General features: G+C 62.5%; 17 protein-coding genes and 1 pseudogene. 9 read left to right on the forward strand and 9 right to left on the reverse strand.

The features are described from left to right. Positions 1 to 5: 5 nt before the first annotated feature. Positions 6 to 1,793 carry an NAD(P)/FAD-dependent oxidoreductase gene (locus DU505_RS07435; RefSeq protein WP_114478364.1) on the reverse strand — a complete coding sequence of 596 codons (1,788 nt, stop codon included), beginning with the start codon at positions 1,791 to 1,793 and terminating at the stop codon, positions 6 to 8. A gap of 395 nt (positions 1,794 to 2,188) precedes the next feature. Between DU505_RS07435 and DU505_RS07440 the strand changes: the two genes are divergently transcribed. Together DU505_RS07440 and yghU are read left to right on the forward strand one after the other, a co-directional pair. Beyond that, complete coding sequence (locus tag DU505_RS07440; protein WP_114478365.1) at positions 2,189 to 4,165, forward strand: sigma-54-dependent Fis family transcriptional regulator; 1,977 nt, start codon at positions 2,189 to 2,191, stop codon at positions 4,163 to 4,165. Between the two features lie 82 nt (positions 4,166 to 4,247). Further along, positions 4,248 to 5,123 (forward strand): glutathione-dependent disulfide-bond oxidoreductase, encoded by an 876-nt coding sequence (gene yghU / locus DU505_RS07445; protein ID WP_114478366.1) that lies wholly within the window; start codon positions 4,248 to 4,250, stop codon positions 5,121 to 5,123. Positions 5,124 to 5,416: 293 nt separating this feature from the next. Here yghU and DU505_RS07450 read toward each other — a convergent pair whose 3' ends face one another. After that, positions 5,417 to 6,073, reverse strand: coding sequence for an ArsR/SmtB family transcription factor (locus DU505_RS07450; RefSeq protein WP_114478367.1), 657 nt, complete (start codon positions 6,071 to 6,073; stop codon positions 5,417 to 5,419). A 103-nt stretch (positions 6,074 to 6,176) separates the two neighbouring features. Between DU505_RS07450 and DU505_RS07455 the strand changes: the two genes are divergently transcribed. The 4 genes from DU505_RS07455 (at position 6,177) to DU505_RS07470 (ending at position 9,481) form a co-directional block, all read left to right on the forward strand. Continuing rightward, positions 6,177 to 6,521, forward strand: coding sequence for a DsrE/DsrF/TusD sulfur relay family protein (locus DU505_RS07455; protein WP_114478368.1), 345 nt, complete (start codon positions 6,177 to 6,179; stop codon positions 6,519 to 6,521). 46 nt (positions 6,522 to 6,567) lie between these two features. Then, on the forward strand, positions 6,568 to 7,785 hold the full coding sequence (locus DU505_RS07460; RefSeq protein ID WP_114478369.1) for an MFS transporter: 1,218 nt from the start codon (positions 6,568 to 6,570) through the stop codon (positions 7,783 to 7,785). Continuing rightward, positions 7,751 to 7,996: an aminotransferase class V-fold PLP-dependent enzyme gene (locus DU505_RS23070; protein WP_422667002.1), complete on the forward strand. Its 246-nt coding sequence runs from the start codon at positions 7,751 to 7,753 to the stop codon at positions 7,994 to 7,996. The genes DU505_RS07460 and DU505_RS23070 overlap by 35 nt, the downstream gene beginning before the upstream one ends. A 174-nt stretch (positions 7,997 to 8,170) precedes the next feature. Then, on the forward strand, positions 8,171 to 9,481 hold the full coding sequence (locus DU505_RS07470) for an MFS transporter (protein WP_114478371.1): 1,311 nt from the start codon (positions 8,171 to 8,173) through the stop codon (positions 9,479 to 9,481). A 211-nt stretch (positions 9,482 to 9,692) separates the two neighbouring features. Here the strand turns inward: DU505_RS07470 and DU505_RS07475 are convergent, their stop codons facing one another. Next, positions 9,693 to 9,926: a hypothetical protein gene (locus DU505_RS07475; protein ID WP_114478372.1), complete on the reverse strand. Its 234-nt coding sequence runs from the start codon at positions 9,924 to 9,926 to the stop codon at positions 9,693 to 9,695. Positions 9,927 to 10,109: 183 nt separating this feature from the next. On the opposite strand from DU505_RS07475, the pseudogene DU505_RS23075 reads away from it, so the two are divergent. Beyond that, positions 10,110 to 10,211: pseudogene (locus DU505_RS23075) on the forward strand (HIT family protein); the annotation flags it as partial. A gap of 200 nt (positions 10,212 to 10,411) precedes the next feature. Here the strand turns inward: DU505_RS23075 and DU505_RS07485 are convergent. The 4 genes from DU505_RS07485 to DU505_RS22510 all read right to left on the reverse strand — a co-directional run bounded on the left by DU505_RS07485 (position 10,412) and on the right by DU505_RS22510 (position 13,491). Further along, a complete protein-coding gene (locus tag DU505_RS07485; RefSeq protein WP_220250454.1) occupies positions 10,412 to 11,578 on the reverse strand; it encodes a GGDEF domain-containing protein in 1,167 nt (388 codons plus the stop codon). A gap of 473 nt (positions 11,579 to 12,051) precedes the next feature. Then, complete coding sequence (locus DU505_RS07490; protein ID WP_114478375.1) at positions 12,052 to 12,438, reverse strand: septal ring lytic transglycosylase RlpA family protein; 387 nt, start codon at positions 12,436 to 12,438, stop codon at positions 12,052 to 12,054. Positions 12,439 to 12,769: 331 nt separating this feature from the next. Continuing rightward, a complete protein-coding gene (locus DU505_RS07495; protein WP_114478376.1) occupies positions 12,770 to 13,081 on the reverse strand; it encodes a hypothetical protein in 312 nt (103 codons plus the stop codon). A 236-nt stretch (positions 13,082 to 13,317) separates the two neighbouring features. Further along, positions 13,318 to 13,491, reverse strand: a complete 174-nt coding sequence (locus DU505_RS22510) for a hypothetical protein (RefSeq protein ID WP_181872757.1) — start codon at positions 13,489 to 13,491, stop codon at positions 13,318 to 13,320. 233 nt (positions 13,492 to 13,724) lie between these two features. Here DU505_RS22510 and DU505_RS07505 point away from each other — a divergent pair, with 233 nt between their 5' ends. Next, positions 13,725 to 17,342, forward strand: a complete 3,618-nt coding sequence (locus tag DU505_RS07505; RefSeq protein WP_181872758.1) for an AsmA family protein — start codon at positions 13,725 to 13,727, stop codon at positions 17,340 to 17,342. 14 nt (positions 17,343 to 17,356) lie between these two features. Here DU505_RS07505 and DU505_RS07510 read toward each other — a convergent pair whose 3' ends face one another. Beyond that, positions 17,357 to 18,355, reverse strand: a complete 999-nt coding sequence (locus DU505_RS07510) for an NADP-dependent oxidoreductase (RefSeq protein WP_114478379.1) — start codon at positions 18,353 to 18,355, stop codon at positions 17,357 to 17,359. Between the two features lie 129 nt (positions 18,356 to 18,484). Beyond that, positions 18,485 to 19,357: a LysR family transcriptional regulator ArgP gene (locus tag DU505_RS07515; protein ID WP_114478380.1), complete on the reverse strand. Its 873-nt coding sequence runs from the start codon at positions 19,355 to 19,357 to the stop codon at positions 18,485 to 18,487. A gap of 129 nt (positions 19,358 to 19,486) precedes the next feature. Between DU505_RS07515 and DU505_RS07520 the strand changes: the two genes are divergently transcribed. After that, positions 19,487 to 20,092, forward strand: coding sequence for a LysE/ArgO family amino acid transporter (locus tag DU505_RS07520; protein ID WP_114478381.1), 606 nt, complete (start codon positions 19,487 to 19,489; stop codon positions 20,090 to 20,092). Positions 20,093 to 20,096 lie beyond the last annotated feature (4 nt).

The following is a 20,096-nucleotide window of genomic DNA, read 5'->3' on the forward strand; positions in this document are numbered from 1 at the left end:
AGGAATCAGGCGAGGTGATGCACTTCCTGCTGTCCGTAAACCGGCGTGGGGATGCCTTCCATGCGTGCCTTGAGCTGCAGCGCCAGGTAGTGGGAGTAGTGGCGTGACTGGTGCAGGTTGCCGCCGTGGAACCACAGCGCCTGTTGCTGGGTGGGCTTCCACATGTTGCGCAGTTCGCCCTCCCAGGGGCCGGGATCCTTGGTCGTGTCGGAGCCGAGCCCCCAGCACTTGCCGACCTTGTCGGCCACCTCCTGGGAGATGATGCGTGCCGCCCAGCCGTTCATGGAACCGTAGCCGGTGGCGTAGACGATCAGGTCGGCGGGCAGCTCGGAGCCGTCGCTGAGCGTCACCGAGCGCGGGTTGATGCGCTCGATGCCCACGCCGCTGCGCAGCTTGATGTCGCCGTTGGCCACCAGGTCGCAGGCGCCCACGTCGATGTAGTAGCCGGAACCGCGGCGCAGGTACTTGAGGAACAGGCCGGAGTCGTCGTCGCCGAAGTCGAGCAGGAAGCCGGCGCCCTCGAGTCTCTTGTAGAACTCGGCATCACGTTCGCGGATCTGGTCGAAGGCGGGCCGTTGGAAGTCGGGCAGCAGCTTGTAGGGGATCGAGGCGAAGATCAGGTCCGCCTTGTCGTGGGTGATACCGTTCTTCACCGCTTCCTCGGAGTAGAGCGGGCCGAGGGCGTGCTCCATGAGCGAGTCGGATTTGACGATATGGGTAGAGGAACGCTGGATCATGGTCACGTCGGCGTCGTTCTCCCACAGCGCCGCGCAGATATCATGGGCCGAGTTGTTGGAGCCCACTACGACCACCTTTTTACCGCGATAGGCGTCCGGCCCTGGGTGCTGGCTGGAGTGCTGCTGCTCGCCTTCGAAGGTCTCGGCGCCGGGGAAGTGCGGCACGTTGGGCACGCCCGACATGCCGGTGGCCAGGATCAGTTGCCTGGGGCGCAGCGTGACGCTTTCGCCGTCGCGGTTGACCTGTACCGTCCACTCGCCGCTGGCCTCGTCAAAGCTGGCGCCCTGGCACTCGGTGGAGCTCCAGTAGTTGAGCTCCATCACCTTGGTGTACATCTCCAGCCAGTCGCCGATCTTGTCCTTGGGCGCGAACACCGGCCAGTTCTCGGGGAAGGGAATGTAGGGCAGGTGGTCGTACCATACCGGGTCGTGCAGGCACAGCGACTTGTAGCGGTTGCGCCAGGCGTCGCCGGGGCGAGGATGCTTGTCGAGCACGATGGTGGGCACGTCGAGCTGGCGTAGTCGCGCGGCGAGCCCGATGCCGCCTTGGCCGCCGCCGATGATCACGCAGTAGGGCTGGCGACTGTAGCCGAGCTCCCGTTCTTCCCGCTGGCGCGATTCGAGCCAGGTCTCGCGGGTCTTGCTGGCGCCGTGCTCGGCCCCCATGGGCCGATTGTCGCCGCGTGGCTCGGGGTGGTCCTTGAGCTCCTGCATGGTGGTCAGCAGGGTCCAGCACTTCCCATTCTTCAAGCGCAGGAAGCCCTTGCCGCGGGCGGCGTCGGTCTCGAAGGTGAGCCAGGCCTCGGTCACGTCGTTGGCCTCGTCGTCGAGCTGCCAGTTCTTGGGGCGCGTCTCGCCCAGGGTGGCGTTGAGCATCGACTGGATGGCGTCCTTGCCTTCCAGCGTCTTGAGGTTCCAGGTGAAGGCGACCAGGTCGCGCCAGTAGCACTCGTCATTGAACAGGGCCATGACCCGCTCGATGTCGCGCTGCTCCAGCGCGCTCTCGAAGTCGTGCAGCCATTGCTGGACGTGTTGAGTTGGCGTGGGTGTCGTCATCGTTGTTCTCCGCTTGTTGTTTGGGGACACCCTGAGCCATGGCAGAAACCGTGCCAGTTGCGAAGCTCGTGCGGAAGAGTTCTCTAGAAGGCTGAAATACCGCGATTTTTATCGAGCGGAGAAAAGCCGCGGGTGCCTGGGGCTGTCTTGCCAGCCTGTAACGTCTGTGACAGCTGTCACGTGACGGAAGAGGCTCAGCGTTACACCTGTAAACCCCCGACCAAGGGTGCAGGCGGCGTCGATTGACTCCTGCTCGGTACGGCATACGCTTGGAAACAGGCCTGCCACACAACAACAAGGTCCGCCGTCGCACGGTCGCAGGTAGATTGGCAAGACAGAGTGGCAAGAGAAGAGCGGCAAGTAGTGCGGCAAGGCGGAGCATGAGAGAGGCAGCGATGCCACTGCGCAACGAGCAACGCCAGCATATCGAGACCCTGACCCGGCTCAGCGAAGGCCAGCCGGCGGACCTGGGTGGCTGCCGCGAGGTCATCCGGCGCTCCTGGGAACGCTGTGTGGGTGAGTACCGGCTCGACCCCGGCCGCCCTCGCCCCGTGCGGGTACTGACTCAGCAGGCGCTCAAGGAGCACCGCGAGCCGGTGGATGAACTGCTGCACGTCGCCCGGGCGGGTGTCGATCAGCTCTTCACCCAGATCGCCCCGCTGGGCTATGTGCTGCTGCTCACCGACCGGCAGGGCATCACCGTGGACTTCCGTGGCCAGCGCGAGCAGGAATCGGCACTGCGCCGGGCGGGCCTCTATCTCGGCGCCGACTGGGACGAGCGCTACGCGGGCACCTGTGCGGTCGGCACCTGCGTGCATGATGCCCAGGCGATTACCTGCCACCAGAGCGAGCACTTCGATGCCACCCACATCAGCCTGACCTGCACGGCGGCGCCGATCACCGACCCGCAGGGGCAGGTAATGGCGGTGCTGGACATCTCGGCACTGCAGTCGCCGAGCGCCCAGGAGAGCCAGAACTTCGGCCTGCCGCTGGTCACGCTCTATGCACGAATGATCGAGGACGCCTATTTCCTGCATCGCTATCGCCACTGCCTGATGCTGCGCTTCGATACCGCCCGCGAGTTCGTCCATCTCAATGGCCGCGGCTTGATCGCCATCGAGGAGGACGGCAGCGTCATTGCCGCCAATGGCGCCGGGCGCGCGCTGATCGATGCCCACCTGCGCCGCTGGCCGCCGTGGTCGCCGGGCTGGCAGCCGTCCATTACCCAACTATTCGACGGCGAGCTCGGTGAGTTGCTGGGTATCCCGGCGGCCAGTGAGGATGGTATTCGCGCCTTTCGGGCGCGTGCCAATGACACCACCTGTTTCATCACCTTGGTCGAACCGCGTGGACGGCGCCTGCCCCCGAGTGCCGTGACGCCTTCGCCCACGCCGGTGCCGGCGCTGGACCGGCTCGCCTCGGATGACCCCGCCATGCATCGCGTACTCAAGCTGGCGCGGCGGCTGCGCAACGAGAAGGTCGGCGTATTGATCACCGGCGAGACCGGTACCGGCAAGGAGGTGTTGGCCCGGGCCCTTCACGAAAGCGGCACACGCGCCAAGGGGCCATTCGTGGCGGTGAACTGCGCGGCGATTCCAGAATCACTGATCGAGAGCGAATTATTCGGCTACCTGCCCGGCGCCTTCACCGGCGGGCGCAGCAAGGGCATGCGCGGCCTTATCCAGCAGGCCGACGGCGGCACCCTGTTCCTGGACGAAATCGGCGACATGCCGCTGACGCTGCAGACCCGGCTGCTGCGGGTGCTGTCCGAGCGTGAAGTGATGCCGCTGGGGGCCGAGAAGGCGATGTGCGTCGATATCCGGGTGATCACCGCCACCCACCGCGACATGAGCCAGCTGATCGCCAGGGGCGGCTTCCGTGAAGACCTCTACTACCGCCTGAACGGGGCCCAGTTGAAGCTGCCGGCGCTGCGCGAGCGGGCCGACAAGCACTACGTGATTCGCAGTGTCTACCGGGCGCTGCTCACCGAGCGCGGACGGGAAGTGCGGCTGCGTGCCGATGCCATGAGCGCACTGCTGGCCCACGCCTGGCCGGGCAATATCCGCCAGCTCAAGAACGCCCTGGCCTTCGCCCTGGCCACGGCCGAGGGAGACGAGATCACGCTCCACGACCTGCCTGAAGAGTGTCAGGGGCATCTCGCCACCGCACCCCGGGTAATCGAGGCGGTGTCCCAGGGGGGAGAGACCACCGAGAGGCAGGCACTGCACGCTCTGCTGAGGGAAAACAGTTGGAACGTCAGCCTCGTTGCGCGGCGGCTTGGCGTTTCACGGCCTACCATTTATCGGCGCATGCGCCGTCATAGCCTGGTGCCGCCCAACTGGCGCGAGGCCGGCTCGAACCCCGAACCTTAACAGGCTATCTATTGTCGGACTGGCATGGGTGCATTCGCCTTCTAGCGGAGTGCCTTGCCATATACCCCCGACAGGAGTCTTCATGAGCCAAGATAACGAGTACGTACCGCCGAAGGTGTGGAAGTGGGAAAAGGCGAGCGGCGGCCAGTTCGCCAACATCAACCGGCCCATCGCCGGTCCCACTCACGACAAGGCGCTGCCGGTGGGCAAGCATCCACTGCAGCTCTACTCACTGGCCACCCCCAACGGAGTGAAGGCCACCGTCATGCTCGAGGAACTGCTGGCATTGGGCCATACAGGCGCCGAGTACGATGCCTGGTTGATAAAGATCGGTGACGGCGATCAGTTCGGCAGTGGCTTCGTCGAGGTCAACCCCAACTCGAAGATCCCGGCGCTGATGGACCATAGCACCACGCCGCCCACCCGGGTGTTCGAGTCGGGTTCGATTCTGCTGTATCTTGCCGAAAAATTCGGCGAGCTGTTGCCCCACGACCCGGCTGGGCGTACCGAGACGCTCAACTGGCTGTTCTGGCAGATGGGCAGCGGGCCATACCTGGGCGGTGGCTTCGGCCACTTCTATGCCTACGCGCCAACCCGGATCGAGTATGCCATCGACCGCTTCGCCATGGAGGCCAAGCGCCAGCTCGACGTGCTGGATCGGCGCCTGGCCGAGACGCGTTACCTGGGTGGAGACGACTACACCATTGCCGATATTGCGTCGTGGCCCTGGTACGGGCAACTGGCGTTGGATCGTGTCTACGATGCTGGCGAGTTCCTGCAGGTGCAGGAGTACCAGCACGTGCAACGCTGGGCCAGGGAGATCGATGCCAGGCCGGCGGTGAAGCGCGGGCGCATGGTCAACCGCACCTTTGGCCCGCTGGAGCAGCAACTGCACGAGCGCCACGACGCCCGCGACTTTGAATCAAGAACACAGGACAAACTCGAAACGCTGGAATGATCCTGTCCCGATATTCCCGATGATTGGCTAGGGGGCAAGAGGTTCGGCCTCACCTGCTCTCCGCGTCTGGAATTCGCGAGGCTGATCTCAACCAGGCAACCCCCACGGCGGTGAGCGGGAAGAACTAGCGCACCGCCAAGGGCTTGGCCAGCGCTGACGACGATGAATCACCTGGGGCCGTCGCCTGGAAATGACCTCCCACAGTGCTATCGCCAGCAAAACGAAGGCGAAGGCACCTCCGTATATGATCGGCTCATGAGCCATGAGAATATCGGACATGGCGGTACCTCCTGTCAGGCGATGGGCAGCCCCGCCGCTTTCCACTCCGGATACCCTTCCTCGAAGCGTCGGACTCGATAGCCGAGTTGACGCAGGCGCTGTACGGCCTCGTGCGACAGGACGCAATAGGGGCCACGGCAGTAGGCAACGATCTCCCTGTCCCGGGGCAGTTTGCCCAGCATGTCTCCCAACTGCTCCAGTGGGATGTTGATTGCCTCGGGCAGGTGGCCGGCCTCGTACTCCTCCTCGGGACGCACATCCAGCAGTGCCACCTCGCCGCTGGCAAGCCCTGCCAGCAGCTCGTCCCGGCTGACCGCCTCCAGAACGCCATCGGCGTCATCCTCAGCAAACAGCCGACTGACCAGGCGCTCCATCTCGGCCAGGTTGGTCTCGGCCACCTGCCTGAGCAGGCCCAGCAGATTGACGATCCGTTCATCGGTCAGGCGGTAGATCATCTGCTTGCCGGAACGCTGGGCAGTGACGAGACCCGCCCGGCGTAGATGTTGGAGGTGCTGAGAGGCATTGCCGACGGTCAAGTCAGTGGTGTTGGCCAAGCTTTCGACCGAGGCGCCACCCTGGGCCAGGCGCTCCAGCAGCGCCAGGCGATGCCCGTTACCCAGGGCGCGGGCGACCTGGGCCAGCATATCGAGCAGATCCTGTTGCGAGGTCATGGGGTCTCTCCGGAGGCGTCAGCAAAACAGAGTACTACTTGACAGGTGATGATATCTCTATCCATCATTCTATCAATTAATTGAATGATAGCAAGGAGACACCATGCAAACGCTAATCATCATCAACGATCCTCCCTACGGTACCGAACGCCTCTACAACGGCCTGCGCCTGGCCCATGTACTGCTGAAGCGCGAGGGAGAGGTCACCGTCTTCCTGATGGGAGATGCCGTGTCCGGTGCCAAGGCAGGACAGAAGACCCCAGACGGCTTCTACAACGCCGAGCGCATGATCAAGCGTGTCACCACCAAGGGCCGCGTGCTGTTGTGTGGCACCTGCATGGATGCCCGCGGGCTTACCGACGAGGAGGTGGTAAAGGGTGCCGAGCGCAGCACCATGGACGCCTTGGCTGAAGCCACCGAGCAGGCCGACAAGGTGCTGGTGTTCTAGGCCCACCCCAATAATCCCAATTCTCACGCCCATGGAGAGCATCGCGATGGAGTCGGCACGCCGGGAAAAACAGAACGTGGCCATTCTGGTGACCAGCCAGGTGCTGTTCATGGTGGCCTCGATCACCGTGATGACGTTGAGTGGGGTGGTCGGCCAACAGTTGAGCCCAGATCCTGGACTGGCCACGCTGCCCATCGCCATGATGATGCTGGGTACCGTGTTCTCGACCCTGCCGGCCTCGCTCTACATGAAGCGCGTGGGTCGTCGACATGGCTTCATCACCGGGGCAAGCCTGGGTGGCGTGGCCGGTGGCCTGCTGAGCTTCGGTGCCATTGCGCTGGGGTCCTTCTGGCTTTTCTGTGCCGGCAACCTGCTACTGGGGCTCTACCAGGGCTTCGCCATGTATTACCGCTTCGCCGCTGCCGACGTGGCGAGCCCCGCCTTTCGCAGTCGAGCGATCTCCTTCGTCATGGCCGGCGGCGTGGCCGCCGCCTTCCTCGGACCCTGGAACGCCAGCGCCGCCACCGGCCTCATCGCCGGTGTGCCCTCCGGTGGGCCTTATCTGGTGATCGCCATCCTTGCTCTGCTGGCCATCGGCCTGCTGACTCAGCTGCGCGTACCGGCCAGCGGCGAGCCGCAGCCCGGCGAGACATCTCGCCCGATGGCGGTCATCGCCACCCAACCGAACTTCCGCGTGGCGGTACTGGCCGGCGCGGTGGGCTACGCCATCATGATTTTGGTGATGACCGCCACGCCGTTGGCCATGCGCGCTCGAGGCTTCGAGATGAGCCAGGTCGCCTTCATCATGCAGTGGCACGTGCTAGGCATGTTTGCACCGTCGTTCGTGACCGGCAGCCTGATCGCCCGCTTCGGCGTGCAACGTATCCTGCTCACCGGAGCGACGCTGCTCATCGGCACGGTGCTGGTTGCCAACCTGGGCACGACCCTGGCTCACTTCTGGGTGGCGCTGGTGCTGCTGGGCGTCGGCTGGAACTTCCTGTTCGTGGGTGGCAGCGCCATGCTCTCCACGGTTCATAGCGAGGCCGAGCGGGGCAAGGTGCAGGGCGTCAACGACCTGATCATCTTCACGCTGGTGGCCATCGGCTCGTTGATGGCCGGGCAACTGCTGCACCATCTGGGATGGGAAGCTCTCAACCTCGCCATGCTGCCGCTGGTCCTCCTGGTGGCCGTGGCCACCCTCTGGTTCAGCATTAAAGCCAAATCTCAGCTTGCCAGCCAAGCCTCTACTACGTCTGAGCCATAAGGGAAAGATCGCCATCGATGTCGAGGCATTGGGCATTGATCTGCTGACCATCGCCGGTCACAAGTTTCAGGCGAGCAAAGGGGGCGGCGCTCTCTACGTGCGGGAGGGGGCCCCGATACGGTCGGTCCTGTTTGGGGCCGGTCATGAGAAGGGGGCTGCGGCCCTGGCCAGCGGGCCAAGGCTCTCAGTACGCCGGCCAGCCAGTCGATAACGAAACATCGCGTTGTTTGACGCAAGCCTCACAAGCTAACGGTTGCCCATCCATCGACCGCGTGGTGTTCGCACCAGTTAACTTAAGCGCTGGCATTCATCTCGACACCGCCCTTTTCACCTCTGAAACTGCCTAAGTGCATCACAGCGATGGCGCGCGCTCCAAGGAGGCTAGATGACGTCCCCCGATTCGTCTCACGAACACTATAGGCACGGCATCCGTGAGAACTTTCACCAGTTTAGCCATCAGTTGGGCCAGGTCTTTCTGGTCGGCCTGACCATCGGCATGATGCGCACCGTGGTGCCGGCGCTGGCGGAATCCGAGTTCGGCGTCGCCGAGGGCTCCTTCATGATGCTGACCGCCTTCGTGGTCGCCTTCGGCTTCGTCAAGGGCACCCTCAACTTCGTGGCTGGTCGGCTGGCCGAGCGCATCGGGCGCAAGAAAGTCTTGCTGTACGGCTGGCTGTCGGCCATCCCGATTCCGTTCATGGTGCTGTATGCCCCCTCCTGGAGTTGGATCGTTGCCGCCACTGTGCTGCTGGGCATCAACCAGGGCCTGTGCTGGTCGATGACCCAGACCGCCAAGATGGACATCACCCGGGCCGACGAGCGCGGTTTCACCATGGGCATGAACGAGTTCTCGGGCTATGTTGGGGTCGCTGTGGCAGGCATCGTCACCGGTTACCTGGCCATGGGGCTGGGACCGCGCCTGGGGCTGTTTGTATTTGGTGCTGTGGTGATCGCCCTGGCCATCGTGCTGACACTCACCTCGATCCGCGAGACCCACGGTTGGGCAAAAGCGGAGAGCGCCAGACATGCCAGCGGCAACCTTGACGGACCCGGGGCACGTATTCCGAAACAGGTCTCGGACAATCCCTCCACCGGCGAGATGTTCGCGCTGATGAGTTGGCGTGACCGGCGCATGGCTGCCTTCTGCCAAGCGGGACTAGTGGAAAAGTTCGTCGATGCCCTGGTGTGGGTCTTCTACCCCGTGTTCCTCTACCACGAGGGCTTGGGGCTCGGCGCCATCGGCTGGGTGGTCGGGATCTATGGCTTCGTCTGGGGCGGCTCCCAGTTTGTCACCGGCCGGCTGTCGGATCATGTCGGTCGTCTCAAACCCATCGTCTGGGGCATGTGGCTCTGCGGTGGTGGCGTGGCCCTGACGCTGTTGGGCACCGGCGTGGCCTGGTGGTCCTTTACCGCCGCCGTCACTGGCTTTGGCATGGCCCTGCTCTACCCCAACCTGAGTGCAGCGGTGGCGGACATTTCCCACCCCAACTGGCGCAGCTCTGCCATCGGTATTTACCGCTTCTGGCGTGATCTTGGCTACGGCATCGGTGCCCTTGGTTTCGGCGTGGTGGCCCATCTCACCGGTGCCGTTACTGCCGGCTTCTGGTTCGTGGCCATCGCCATGTTCCTCTCGGGCGCCTTGGTCATGATATGGGGCGAAGAGACCCATCCACGGTTGAACCCTCAATTCGACTGAGAGGAATCTCTCGCCACTTAGATTTCCATATTCTGCGACAGGAAGCTTTACCCCGAAAAGCCACATTTGCCTGACAACGTTTTGCACCAGTTACTAAATGCCTTGGATATGGAAGATGGGCCGCACCTTTTGAGGGATCTATGTACTGGCGGGCCGGCGTGGATGGTCAACCACCTAATCCGATACCCTGTTTTGATTGGAGCAGCGCAATTCAGCCGTCGCTGCTCTCGGCATGCTGGCTGCGGGCGATCAGCTCGTCGGCCAGCGCACGCGCGGCCAGGGCAAACTCCACGCGTGCGGCGGACAGAGCGCTGAGGTCCTTCGAACTGCCGTCTAGCTCCAGGCCATCGAGTTGCATCTTGGCTTTGACCAGTCGATGCTCCAGGCACTGCTCCGGTGTCGAGTCAGGGTACGTTACTTTGCCGAATATATTCCGGATGTTCATTTTCATCTTCTCCACAATGCCACCGTCTAGAACGGGGTCTCAGGCCGTAGCGGCTCGACGCCTGTGACATTCGTTACCTGCTAGGCTGGTTATCGGACCGAGAAGGTGAAACTTGAGCCCTGTTTGGCGTAATGAGGAGTATGACGCTCTCGGCCCCCTGTGACATTCATGAGCCTCAACCCCATGAAAGCGGGTCCCCTGCTGGTGGTTCCACGCCAGGAAGTCGTTCATTGGGACGGTTTGTCGCCGGAGCTGTGCGCCCATCTACTGCGCGTGTCGCAGACGCTGGCCAAGGCGCAGAAGCGAGCCTTTTCCTGCAAGCGGCTGGGGATGCTCATCGTTGGAGTGCTAGAGGTGCTGCACGCGCATGCATCTGGTACCGATCAATGCGATGGCGGATATTCGGCTGGCAGGGCTGGCTCAGGCGGAGCCACAGGCGTTATCGGATGTCGCCACCCGGAGTCGGGCGACACTGTAAAGAATCATCATGCGCCGAGGTGGGATTGGAGAACGTCGCCCTCTTTGGCCTCGCTCTCCGGCGATGGGATCAAACGCAGGCGAGGGATGGAGACGGTTCCGTTGCGTCCCTCGTCCTTGGCGATGTAGAGCCCCTCGTCGGCCTGCTGAACCAGCGTGTGGGGGTTGAGGTTGCGAATGGGCAGCATGGAGGCGACGCCGATACTCACCGTAATGTGGTCCGCTATCGGTGAGGCGTGGAAGGCGATGCCGCGTTCGGCCAGCAGGGAGTGAATGCGCTGAGCCAGAACCGTTGCGCCCTCCTGCCCAGTGCGAGGAACGAGAATGACCATTTCCTCGCCGCCGTATCGAGCCAGCAGGTCGCCAGGGCGGTTGGCGGCTTCGTTCAGTACGGCGCTCACCTCCTGCAAGCAGCGGTCGCCTTCCAGGTGCCCGTAGGTATCGTTGAAGACCTTGAAATGGTCGACATCGATCATCAGCAGACTGAGGGACTGTCGTTCGCGTGCGGCACGCCGCCATTCCAGTTTCAGTACCCGCTCGAACTCACGGCGGTTGGCGATATCCAGCAGTCCATCCCGGCTAGCCTGCCGATGCAGGTCGTCATTCAAGGCTTTCAGCTCGACCTGTGTCTGCTTGAGCGTCGTCTCGCGGGCATGGGCGTTGCGCAGGGCTGGCAGGATGATGGCAGATGCCAGGGCGGCGCCGCTGAGAAAAGAGGCAAGGATCAGGCCGGTGTGCAGTACGCCCGGCGCCAAGTCTGTCGGGAGGGTGGCTTTAACGACCGTTTGTTCCGGTATCAGGCTGCTGAAGGCAAGGATGGCAGCAATGACGACCGCGCCTGCCAAGAGTCGCGGCAGTAGATTTGGATCAATGTGCAGTAATTGCTTGGGCTTCATTTGCATAACTGGCGTCTCGTCCCAAAAGTGGTCTCGCCATGCTGAGTAAAGCGTCTGCGTGATGCGCCGTGCTTGTTTCTTGATCGTGCTTGCTGCTTGGTTCGCGTGTTGAGACAAAAAAAAAGGCCGCAGAGCGGCCCAAGTACGCAGGGAACTAAAGGATCTGGCTGTCCGTAAGCGAGCCGACATCCGGACAGCTGAGAATAGAGGGGAGGCAACCTTGCCGGAATCCATTCCGTGTTCGCACTCCTTGCGAAACCACAACGCCTTGGTGAACAAGGGTCTCCTGGACTGGGAGGGCCACGGTGTCGCCATCGGCCTGACCCAGTCATCTTACTACTGTGTAAGGTAATGCTATAATGGTGCCAGCTGGGTAAAAATTATTTTAAAAACAGATATTTATGATGTTTTCTCGTTGAGCGATATCGCGAGATGACGGATTTTTTGCCTAGCGAAACCCCGGAAGCGTTGCTGTTTGCAGACACTTATTGGCGATAAAGAGGAAATTTATTAAAAAACATATACTTGACATGTATCTGTTTAGCGACAGGCAGGGGCTGGTATAAGGGAATTGGCGACAGTTGACCTGCTCCGAACCAATCTGGAAGGCGACCCGCCAGAATCAGCGCACTCAGTTTTGCAGCAAGGCCAACAGACCGACTGATTCTGCCGAGATCAGCTTTTCGGCGAGAGAGAGTTGGCCGCCAGCGCAATGGGGCGGCCATGGGCGAGGAGGGTGCGCAGGCACCCCATCATTGCACTGAGGTGACGAGTACCGGAACGGTGCCGCGATTGATCATGCCCAGTTCTCTGGCGGCGCGTTTGGAGAGATCGATGATACGCCCCCTAACGAAAGGACCGCGGTCGTTGATCAGTACGGTGACCTCGCGGCCGTTGTCAGGGCGAGTCACAATCACCTCTGTGCCGAACGGCAGGCTCGGGTGTGCGGCTGTCAGCGCTTGCTGGTCGAAGGGCTCACCGCTGGCGGTCGTTTGGCCCTGGAAGCGGTCGCTGTAGAAGGATGCTATGCCCTTATCGATGAGCTCCGGCGTTTCATGGGCCGCCGCCGTGCCGATCAAAAGCAGGCCTGCCAGGCTTATTGCCGCCCCGGTCAGGATTAGGCGAGTTCGTGTCGCCATCTTTCACCTCGTGATTACTGCATCGCACCGCATATCGTATCCCACGATCAGGCGCCATGATCAGTGATTGAGGACGCGCGGCTCTTGCTGCGCCAGCCACGCACTCGTCTCAAACCAGCCCGAAGGCGTGTACTGCTCGGTCAAACGCTCTGGGTATCCATATGTCACCAACATGTCACCAGCAGGTTTCCATATGCTACAAGATCGCCGACGTTAAAAGGGGTTGCCAGCAAGATGGTAGCCGTATTGCCGGCCGGGGGCAACCCGATACGAAAACACCCTGTTGGGCCAGGGCTCAACAGGGTGTGGTCGCTACCCAAACATCAACCCATCAGGACGGGTAATCTTCCTTGTACAACTCGGCCTTGGCGTCACGCATTACGTCTTCACAGGCCGCTTGCTGGGCGAGCTGGGTCAGCAGGCCCTGGGTGACTTCGAAGCCTTTCCCCAGGCAGGTATCGATATCCTGGCGGCTTACATGGGGGGTAACGCTGCAGTCGATCTTGATCGTCCTTCCGCTGCCATCCAGCTTGTCGGCAAGCTGCCGCAAACGCCACGCGATGCGCTCTTTCCAGCTTGACGCTTCTTCCACGCCTTCAAATACGCTAAACGTGCATTGCCACTCAGGTTTATAAATTTTCATATGAAACCTCCGGGCTGGCTTGGAATAGTGGTCGATCGTGTTTGCTGCTCCGCATGAGAAAGATAGTACGGTGTCACTATATACCCTTTAAGCCGTCATGAAAGTGCAAAGACTCGGAAACACCACCAAGGTGGCAGTTTCCGAGCACGGCCTGTGGTCGCGACTGAGGCATGCCGTCACCTGACGGCGCGGCCATGGCACGAGTGAAAGGACGAGCGGGAGGGTGTGTTGAAGTGCTAGTGAGAGAGGCGGTCGGAAGAATCCTGAACGGGAGCCGGGCGGTTGTCACGCAGGCTGGACAGGTAATCGGCGACGGCGTCTGAGGCGGTGCGCTGCAGTTGAGCCTGGCTGGACCAGAATTGCAGTACTTCGCTGTCGGTAGCGCAAGATTGTTGCGATGCAGTATTCATATTCATGCCCTCCTGAAGGGTCTTCACGAACCAGCGTAGGCCCATTTCTGCTGCGATGCAGCATTCTTTTTGTAACTGGACCCTCGATCTTCGTCCCTGGCCCGGAGCAGTGACGGGCATACGACAGGGTGGGGAGCCGCTTGGCCCGGCAGGGAGGCGCCGGTGTACCCGGTTGGACTGATCGCGCTTCTCTGTCCATGGTTATGAGTATTGGCAGGGCCAGGGACGGAAATGTGAACAGGGCAGCTCGAATAACCGGCATCGCTCTTGTAGGCGTGCTGCTGATTCTGGTGATGGCAGGGGGCCTGCTGCTGGAGTCGGCGTGGATGCGCGTATGGCTGGAGCGACAGGCCAGCCAGCAGCTCGGTCGTGAGGTTGAAATCGACGACCATAGCATCGGCTGGGGCACGCCCGTGACGCTGCAACTCGAAGAAGTGCGCATTGCCAACGCCGAATGGGCCGAGGCGGAACCATTGGCGCGCATGTACGAGCTTTCGATCACTCTCAACGTCCGTGCCTTGCTGCAAGGCCGACTGGAACTGGACAGCATCGTCATCGACCAGCCTGTCCTGCACCTGATTCGCCGAGAGGATGGTTCCAGCAACTGGGAGGGAATGTTCGATGATAATGAACCGAAGCAGGAGCAGGACGACGATGACGAGCCCCTGTGGCCCGATGCGTTCAATATCGAAGAGGGGCATCTGGTCTACCGCGATGCGGCCCTGGATCTCCAACTGGACGCCGTCTTCCAGACGCCGGGAGCAGACACGACGGATGGGCTGAGCCTGGAGGTCTGGGGCGATGGGCGCTACCGGGAAGACGACCTGGAGTATCAGGGTCTGGTCCATTACCTGCAATCCGAGAATTTCCTTCATGTGGAGGCGATGGATGGGCGGATCGGCAACGATCTCATCTCCGGCGCGTTTAAGCTGGATCTCGACCCGGATGTGCGCTCCCTCGAGGCGCGGCTCGATATGCTCGAACTGGACCTGGAGCGCTGGGTCGTTGATATGGATATCCCCTTCCCCGGCCCTGAATGGGAGCAGGAGCTGGCTGCGCTGCTGGCGGCGCTGGAGACCTACGAAGCCGATCTGGATATTGCCGCGGAGGAGCTACGCTACGGCGATCAGGTTCTACATGACCTGATTCTTCAGGGCAGGGTCGGTGAGGGCAGTGTCATCATCGACCGCCTTCAGGCGCTGCAGCGGGTGGCGGATGAAGCATCGCCCCGGGCGCTCGACGCAGAAGGGAGCATCGAGCTGCGTGAGGAACGCCCCGTGGCGGCAGTGGCGGCGAGGTTCGAGCACTTCGACCTGACCGCGGCCCTGGCCCCGCTGGGGCTGGGCGAGGTAGGCATCGTCGATGGCCGACTCAATGCCCTGCTGCGCGAAGGGGCGCTGCTGTTCGAGGATACCGCCATCGACTATCGCGTACCGCCCTGGGAGCTGGCGCTTTCGCTACGTGCCGAGTCGCGCGAGGTCGACCACAGCGCCAGGCCGGCGGTGCGACTGGTCGGTGACGGCGCCTATGAGGGGCAGTCGGTTGAGTACGACCTGACGGTGGGGCCGGTCGATCTGGTCGAGGAGGACGCCAGCTACCCACTCATCGGCGAGGTGAGTACGGGTGACACCCTGTTGCAGATGGAGGGGCAACTGGTGCGCCCCTTCGAGTTCGAGGCCATTGAAGGCGACGCTCGCCTGGTGGGGCCCACCCCCGAGGAGTTCTTCGCGCTGTTCGGGGTCGACCTGCCGACGCTGCCTCCCTACTGGCTTGAAGCCTTCCTGCGCTACAGCGATAACGTGCTGAGTCTCGACGAGGCGCAGGGGCGCATCGATGAACTTCACTTGACGGGGGACCTGATGGTGGATTTCGGGCGTGACGTGCCGCATATCGCGACCCGGATCCACACCGAGGAGCTGGACCTCGATCGCTGGGAAGCATTGGGCGAGAGCAGGGGTGACGCCTCTATTTGGGATGAACTGGGCCCGGGGCATGACTGGGACCGAGACCTGGCAGAGGCGCTGCAGGGACTGGACGACTATGACGCCGAGTTCGACCTGACATTCGACCGGCTGCGCTATGCAGACCTGGTCCTGCAGGAGGTGGCGCTGGAAGGGCAGGTCGATGGGCCGCGGCTGACCATTGCACACCTTCATGCGCTTCAGGAAGAGGCCGGGGGGCAGCAAGGGGCACTGACCCTGGAGGGCTGGGCCGAAAAACGCGAACAGCGGCTGGCGGCGAGCCTCTCCGCTCAGCTCGATCAGGTCAATCTCGGCATGGCACTGGCTCCGCTGGACCTGGGTGACGTCGGCTTCCTGTCCGGCCGCCTCAACGTGGCGGTGGTAGAGGGCGGACTCCTGTTCGAGGATACCGCGCTGGACTACCACGCCCCGCAGTGGGACCTGGCCCTTTCCCTGCGGGCCAACTCGGTGGAAGGCACCGACACACCTGGCGTGCACCTGGTCGGCGATGGCAGCTATGAGCAGGAGCCGTTTGCCTACGATGTGGTCGTGGGGGCGCTGCTGGGTCTGGCCGTCGAAGAGACGTCTTATCCGGTGACCGGTGAGCTGAGTGCCGGAGACACCCGGCTGTACATCAACGGCCGCGTGGTCCGCCCCTTCGCACTGGAATCGCTGGAGGGCGATGCCCGGCTCGAAGGCCCCACTCCGGCGGAGCTGACCGAGCTCACCGGCATCAACCTGCCGGACCTGCCGCCCTATGAGGTCGCCGGCTACCTGCGCTACAGCGACGGTCTCCTGAACCTGGATGGGCTGGAGGGCAGCGTCGGGGACAGCGACGTGGCCGGTGATGTGCGGCTGCGCTTGGGTGAGCGGAATCAGGTGTGGGCCACCCTGACCTCTGAGTGGGTCGATGTCGATAAGCTGCTGGGCATCGAGCCGGAAAACGGGCCGGATGAAGCGGCATCTTCCGAACAGGAATCCTGGATCGAGGACGTAGATCGCCACCAGAAGATATTTTCTGATCATGTCTGGGATCTGGAGGCGCTACGCAATACCGACGTCGTGCTGGACTATCAGGCTGCGGAGGTTCATTCCCGGTATGCACCGCTCAACGACCTGAGTCTCGACCTCGAGCTGGAGCAGGGGGTGATGACCGTCTCGCCGCTGCGGGTAGGGCTCGGCGGGGGACAGGTCTATGCCGCTTGGGTATTGGACGCGCATCAGGAGACCATCGTGGGTGAGCTGCAGATGGAGATCTCTCAGGTGAATCTCGCTGCACTGCTGGACGAGGCAGGGCTTCCCGATGTGGCCGAAGACTCCCTTGGCATTATTGGCGGGCACGGGGAATTCGATTTTCGCGGCCGCTCGATGGCCGAACTCATGGCCGGGCTCGACGGCGAGCTCGAGCTGGCCATGTCTGAGGGCTGGATGGACATCATCGCCGCGGAGCTAATGCCCCTGAATGTCGCCAACGCCCTGGTGGAGGCGCTCTCCGGGGAAGATGCGCAGGTGCGCCTGGAATGCAGTTACGTTCACCTGAAGGCAGACGATGGCCTGGCCACCCTGGACAACTTCTTCATGGCCACCGAGATTGCTCACTTCATCGGCGCGGGGGCAATCAACCTGGCCACAGAAGAGCTGGACATGGCATTTGAAGGCCACAATCGGGAGGTCACCCTGTTTACGGCCAATACCCCGGTCAAGCTCGAAGGACCGCTGAGCGATATGAGTGTGGAAGTCGTGACCCCTGAACTGCTGGGACGAGGCGTGCTATCAGCGCTTGGTGCCCTGGTCGCCCCGCCGCTGGCGATCCTGCCCTGGATCGATCCCGGCGGCGGTGACGACGTGGGGATGGGCTGTGACGAGGCATTGAGACAATACCATGAGTGACTGGTGGGCCTGCCTCAGAGGCGCACCAGCATCTTGCCCTTGTTGGCCCCGTCAAAGAGCTTGAGGAAGGCATCGGGTGTACGTTCCAGGCCTTCTTCGACGGTTTCCTCGTAATCGATCTCACCCTTGGCAACCAGCGGGCCGACCTCTTCAAGGAAGTGAGGATACTCGGTCCAGTGATCGAAGATGATGAAGCCCTGCATCCTGGCACGACGGATCAGGATCATGGCGAGGTTGCCGGGCGCGGAACTGGGTTTCTCGGCATTGTAGTCGGCGATCAGTCCGCATACCGCGATGCGAGCCCCCACGCGCAGGTTGTCCAGCGCCGCTTCAAGACAGGTGCCGCCGACGTTCTCGTAATAGACGTCGAAGCCGGTAGGGCAGGCCTCCTTCAGGTCGGCGCTCAGCTGCTGCGCATCCTTGCCACGATAGCTGACGGCCGTGATGCCGATGGACTCCAGCCAGGCGAGCTTTTCAGGCGCCCCGGCGATACCGACCACGGTGCCGCCCCTGGCCTTGGCCAGCTGGACCGCCAGCGAGCCCACCGCGCCGCTGGCGGCGCTGACGAGGACGTTGTCGCCTTCGCGAATCCTGGCGATATGGTTGAGGCCGGTCCAGGCGGTCATGCCCGGCATGCCGAGAACGCCAAGGTATGCTTCCTCGGGTACCTCGATCTCCGGCAGGGGCTCCAGGATATCGGCCTTGAGCTGGGCAATGTCGCGCCAGCCGGCCATGTGACGCACCTTGTCGCCCACCTTGAAGCGCGAATCCCGCGATTCGATCACTTCGCCAATCGCCGCTCCTTCGAGTGGTTCATTGAGCTTGAACGGGTCGACATAGGTCTTTACGCCGCTCATTCGGCCGCGCATGTAGGGGTCCACCGAGAGCCAGGTATTGCGGATTCTCACTTCGCCATCCGTGACCTCCGGCAGCTCGGTGCTGTGCAGCTCGAACAGCTCGCGTTGCGGCGTGCCTTGGGGGTAGTCGGTGATGGTGAAATAGCGTGACTGCATGGGCGTGCTCCTTCGCATGATCTGGCGGTGGCGCTGCAATCTCTTTGCAGTGCAGCCAGTCTAGATAGCTGGATGGGATCTGGCTAACTCGGCATCCGTTATTTCAGCGCTACTATTTCAGCACCACTACTATTTCAGCGTCACTTGGCCAAGGGCGCGGGTCAGGCGCTCAAGCACATTGCCGCTATGGCGCCAGAAATGCCAGTAGAGCGGCACCGAAAGCGATTCACCCGGTGCGATGCTGGCCAGCCTGCCCTCCGCCACCAGCGCATCCGCCTGCATCATCTGCGGGATCATGCCGTATCCCATGCCGGCGAGGGCCAGCCGCACGAAGCCCTCCGAAGAGGGGCACAGGTGATAGGGAAAGCTGCCGTGATAGCCGCACTGGGCAAGGAAGCGATGCTGCAACTGATCGTGAGGGCCGAAGACGATGGCGGGAGCCTGGCGGAAGGCGTCGATGGAAGGGCCATGGGGGAAGTGGCGAGCGATATAGTCCGGGGTGGCCAGGGGTTGATAGGCCATCTCGCCCAGGGGTACGCAGCGGGCCCCGGCGATGGGCTGGGGGCTGGCACAGAGGCAGGCGGCGACGTCGCCGTCACGCAGCCGCTTGAGCCCCACGTCCTGGTCTTCGACCACCAGATCCAGCAGCAGCCCTTCTGCGCGACACAGTTCACCCACGGCGTCAGCCCACCAGGTCACCAGGCTGTCGGCGTTGATAGCGATACGCAGCCTTGGAGCGGACTCCCCCAGGGTGGGCAGGGTGGTGCGCAGGTCCCGTTCGAGCAGTTGCACCTGTTGGTAGTGATTGAGCAACCGCTGGCCGGCGGGGGTGGGGTGCAGCTCGGGGTGTCGGATCAGCACCGGCTGCCCCAGACGCACTTCCAGCGACTTGATGCGCTGGGAAACCGCCGACTGGGAGAGTCCCAGGGCGTCGCCGGCGCGCTCGAATCCCCCGCATTCGATGACTGTGGCCAGGGCGTGAAGGAGCTTGTAGTCCAGCATGCGACCCCCGGTATCAATGACGTGATATTAGAATAACTGATGCATCATTAGCAGTATGATTTTTCAGTATACCGCTCCACCCTTATGCTTGCCGCATTCAATAGCGAATCTCTGAAGGAGGGGCAAGCGATGCTGGAGAGCTATCTCACCGGCCTGGTGGTGTGCGGCGGGATCATCATCGCCATCGGGGCACAGAACGCCTATGTGCTGGGCCTGGCCGTCAGGCGTGAACACCACTGGTGGTCGGCCGGGCTCTGCATGGGTACCGATGTGGTGCTTCTGACGGCCGGCATGTTCGGTGTCAGTGCGATTCTATTGACCATGCCGAACGCCATGGAAGCGATGCGCTGGATGGGGGTGGCGTTTCTGTCCTGGCTCGCCGCTCAGGCGTTCTATCGGGCCACTACCGGGCGACAGGCGCTGACGGCATCGAAGGCGGGTGGGCGCAGCTTGAAACATGTGCTGTTCGCCACCTTGGCGGTGACGGTTCTCAACCCACAGGTCTACCTGGATACCCTGCTGCTGATTCCCGCCATCGGCGCCCAGCAGGAGAGCGCGACGACCTTTGTGGCCGGCGCCAGCACCGCCTCGATCCTGTGGTTCAGCCTGCTGGCCTGGGGCGGAGCGCTGCTGTCGCCGTGGCTCTCCCGCCCCCTGGCCTGGCGCCTGATCGATGGCGCAATCGGCCTGATGATGGCGTCGGTGGCGCTCCACCTGGCCCGCAATGGGATGTAGAGAT

The sequence above is a fragment of the Billgrantia montanilacus genome, from assembly GCF_003336675.1.
Classification (GTDB): Bacteria; Pseudomonadota; Gammaproteobacteria; order Pseudomonadales; family Halomonadaceae; genus Halomonas; species Halomonas montanilacus.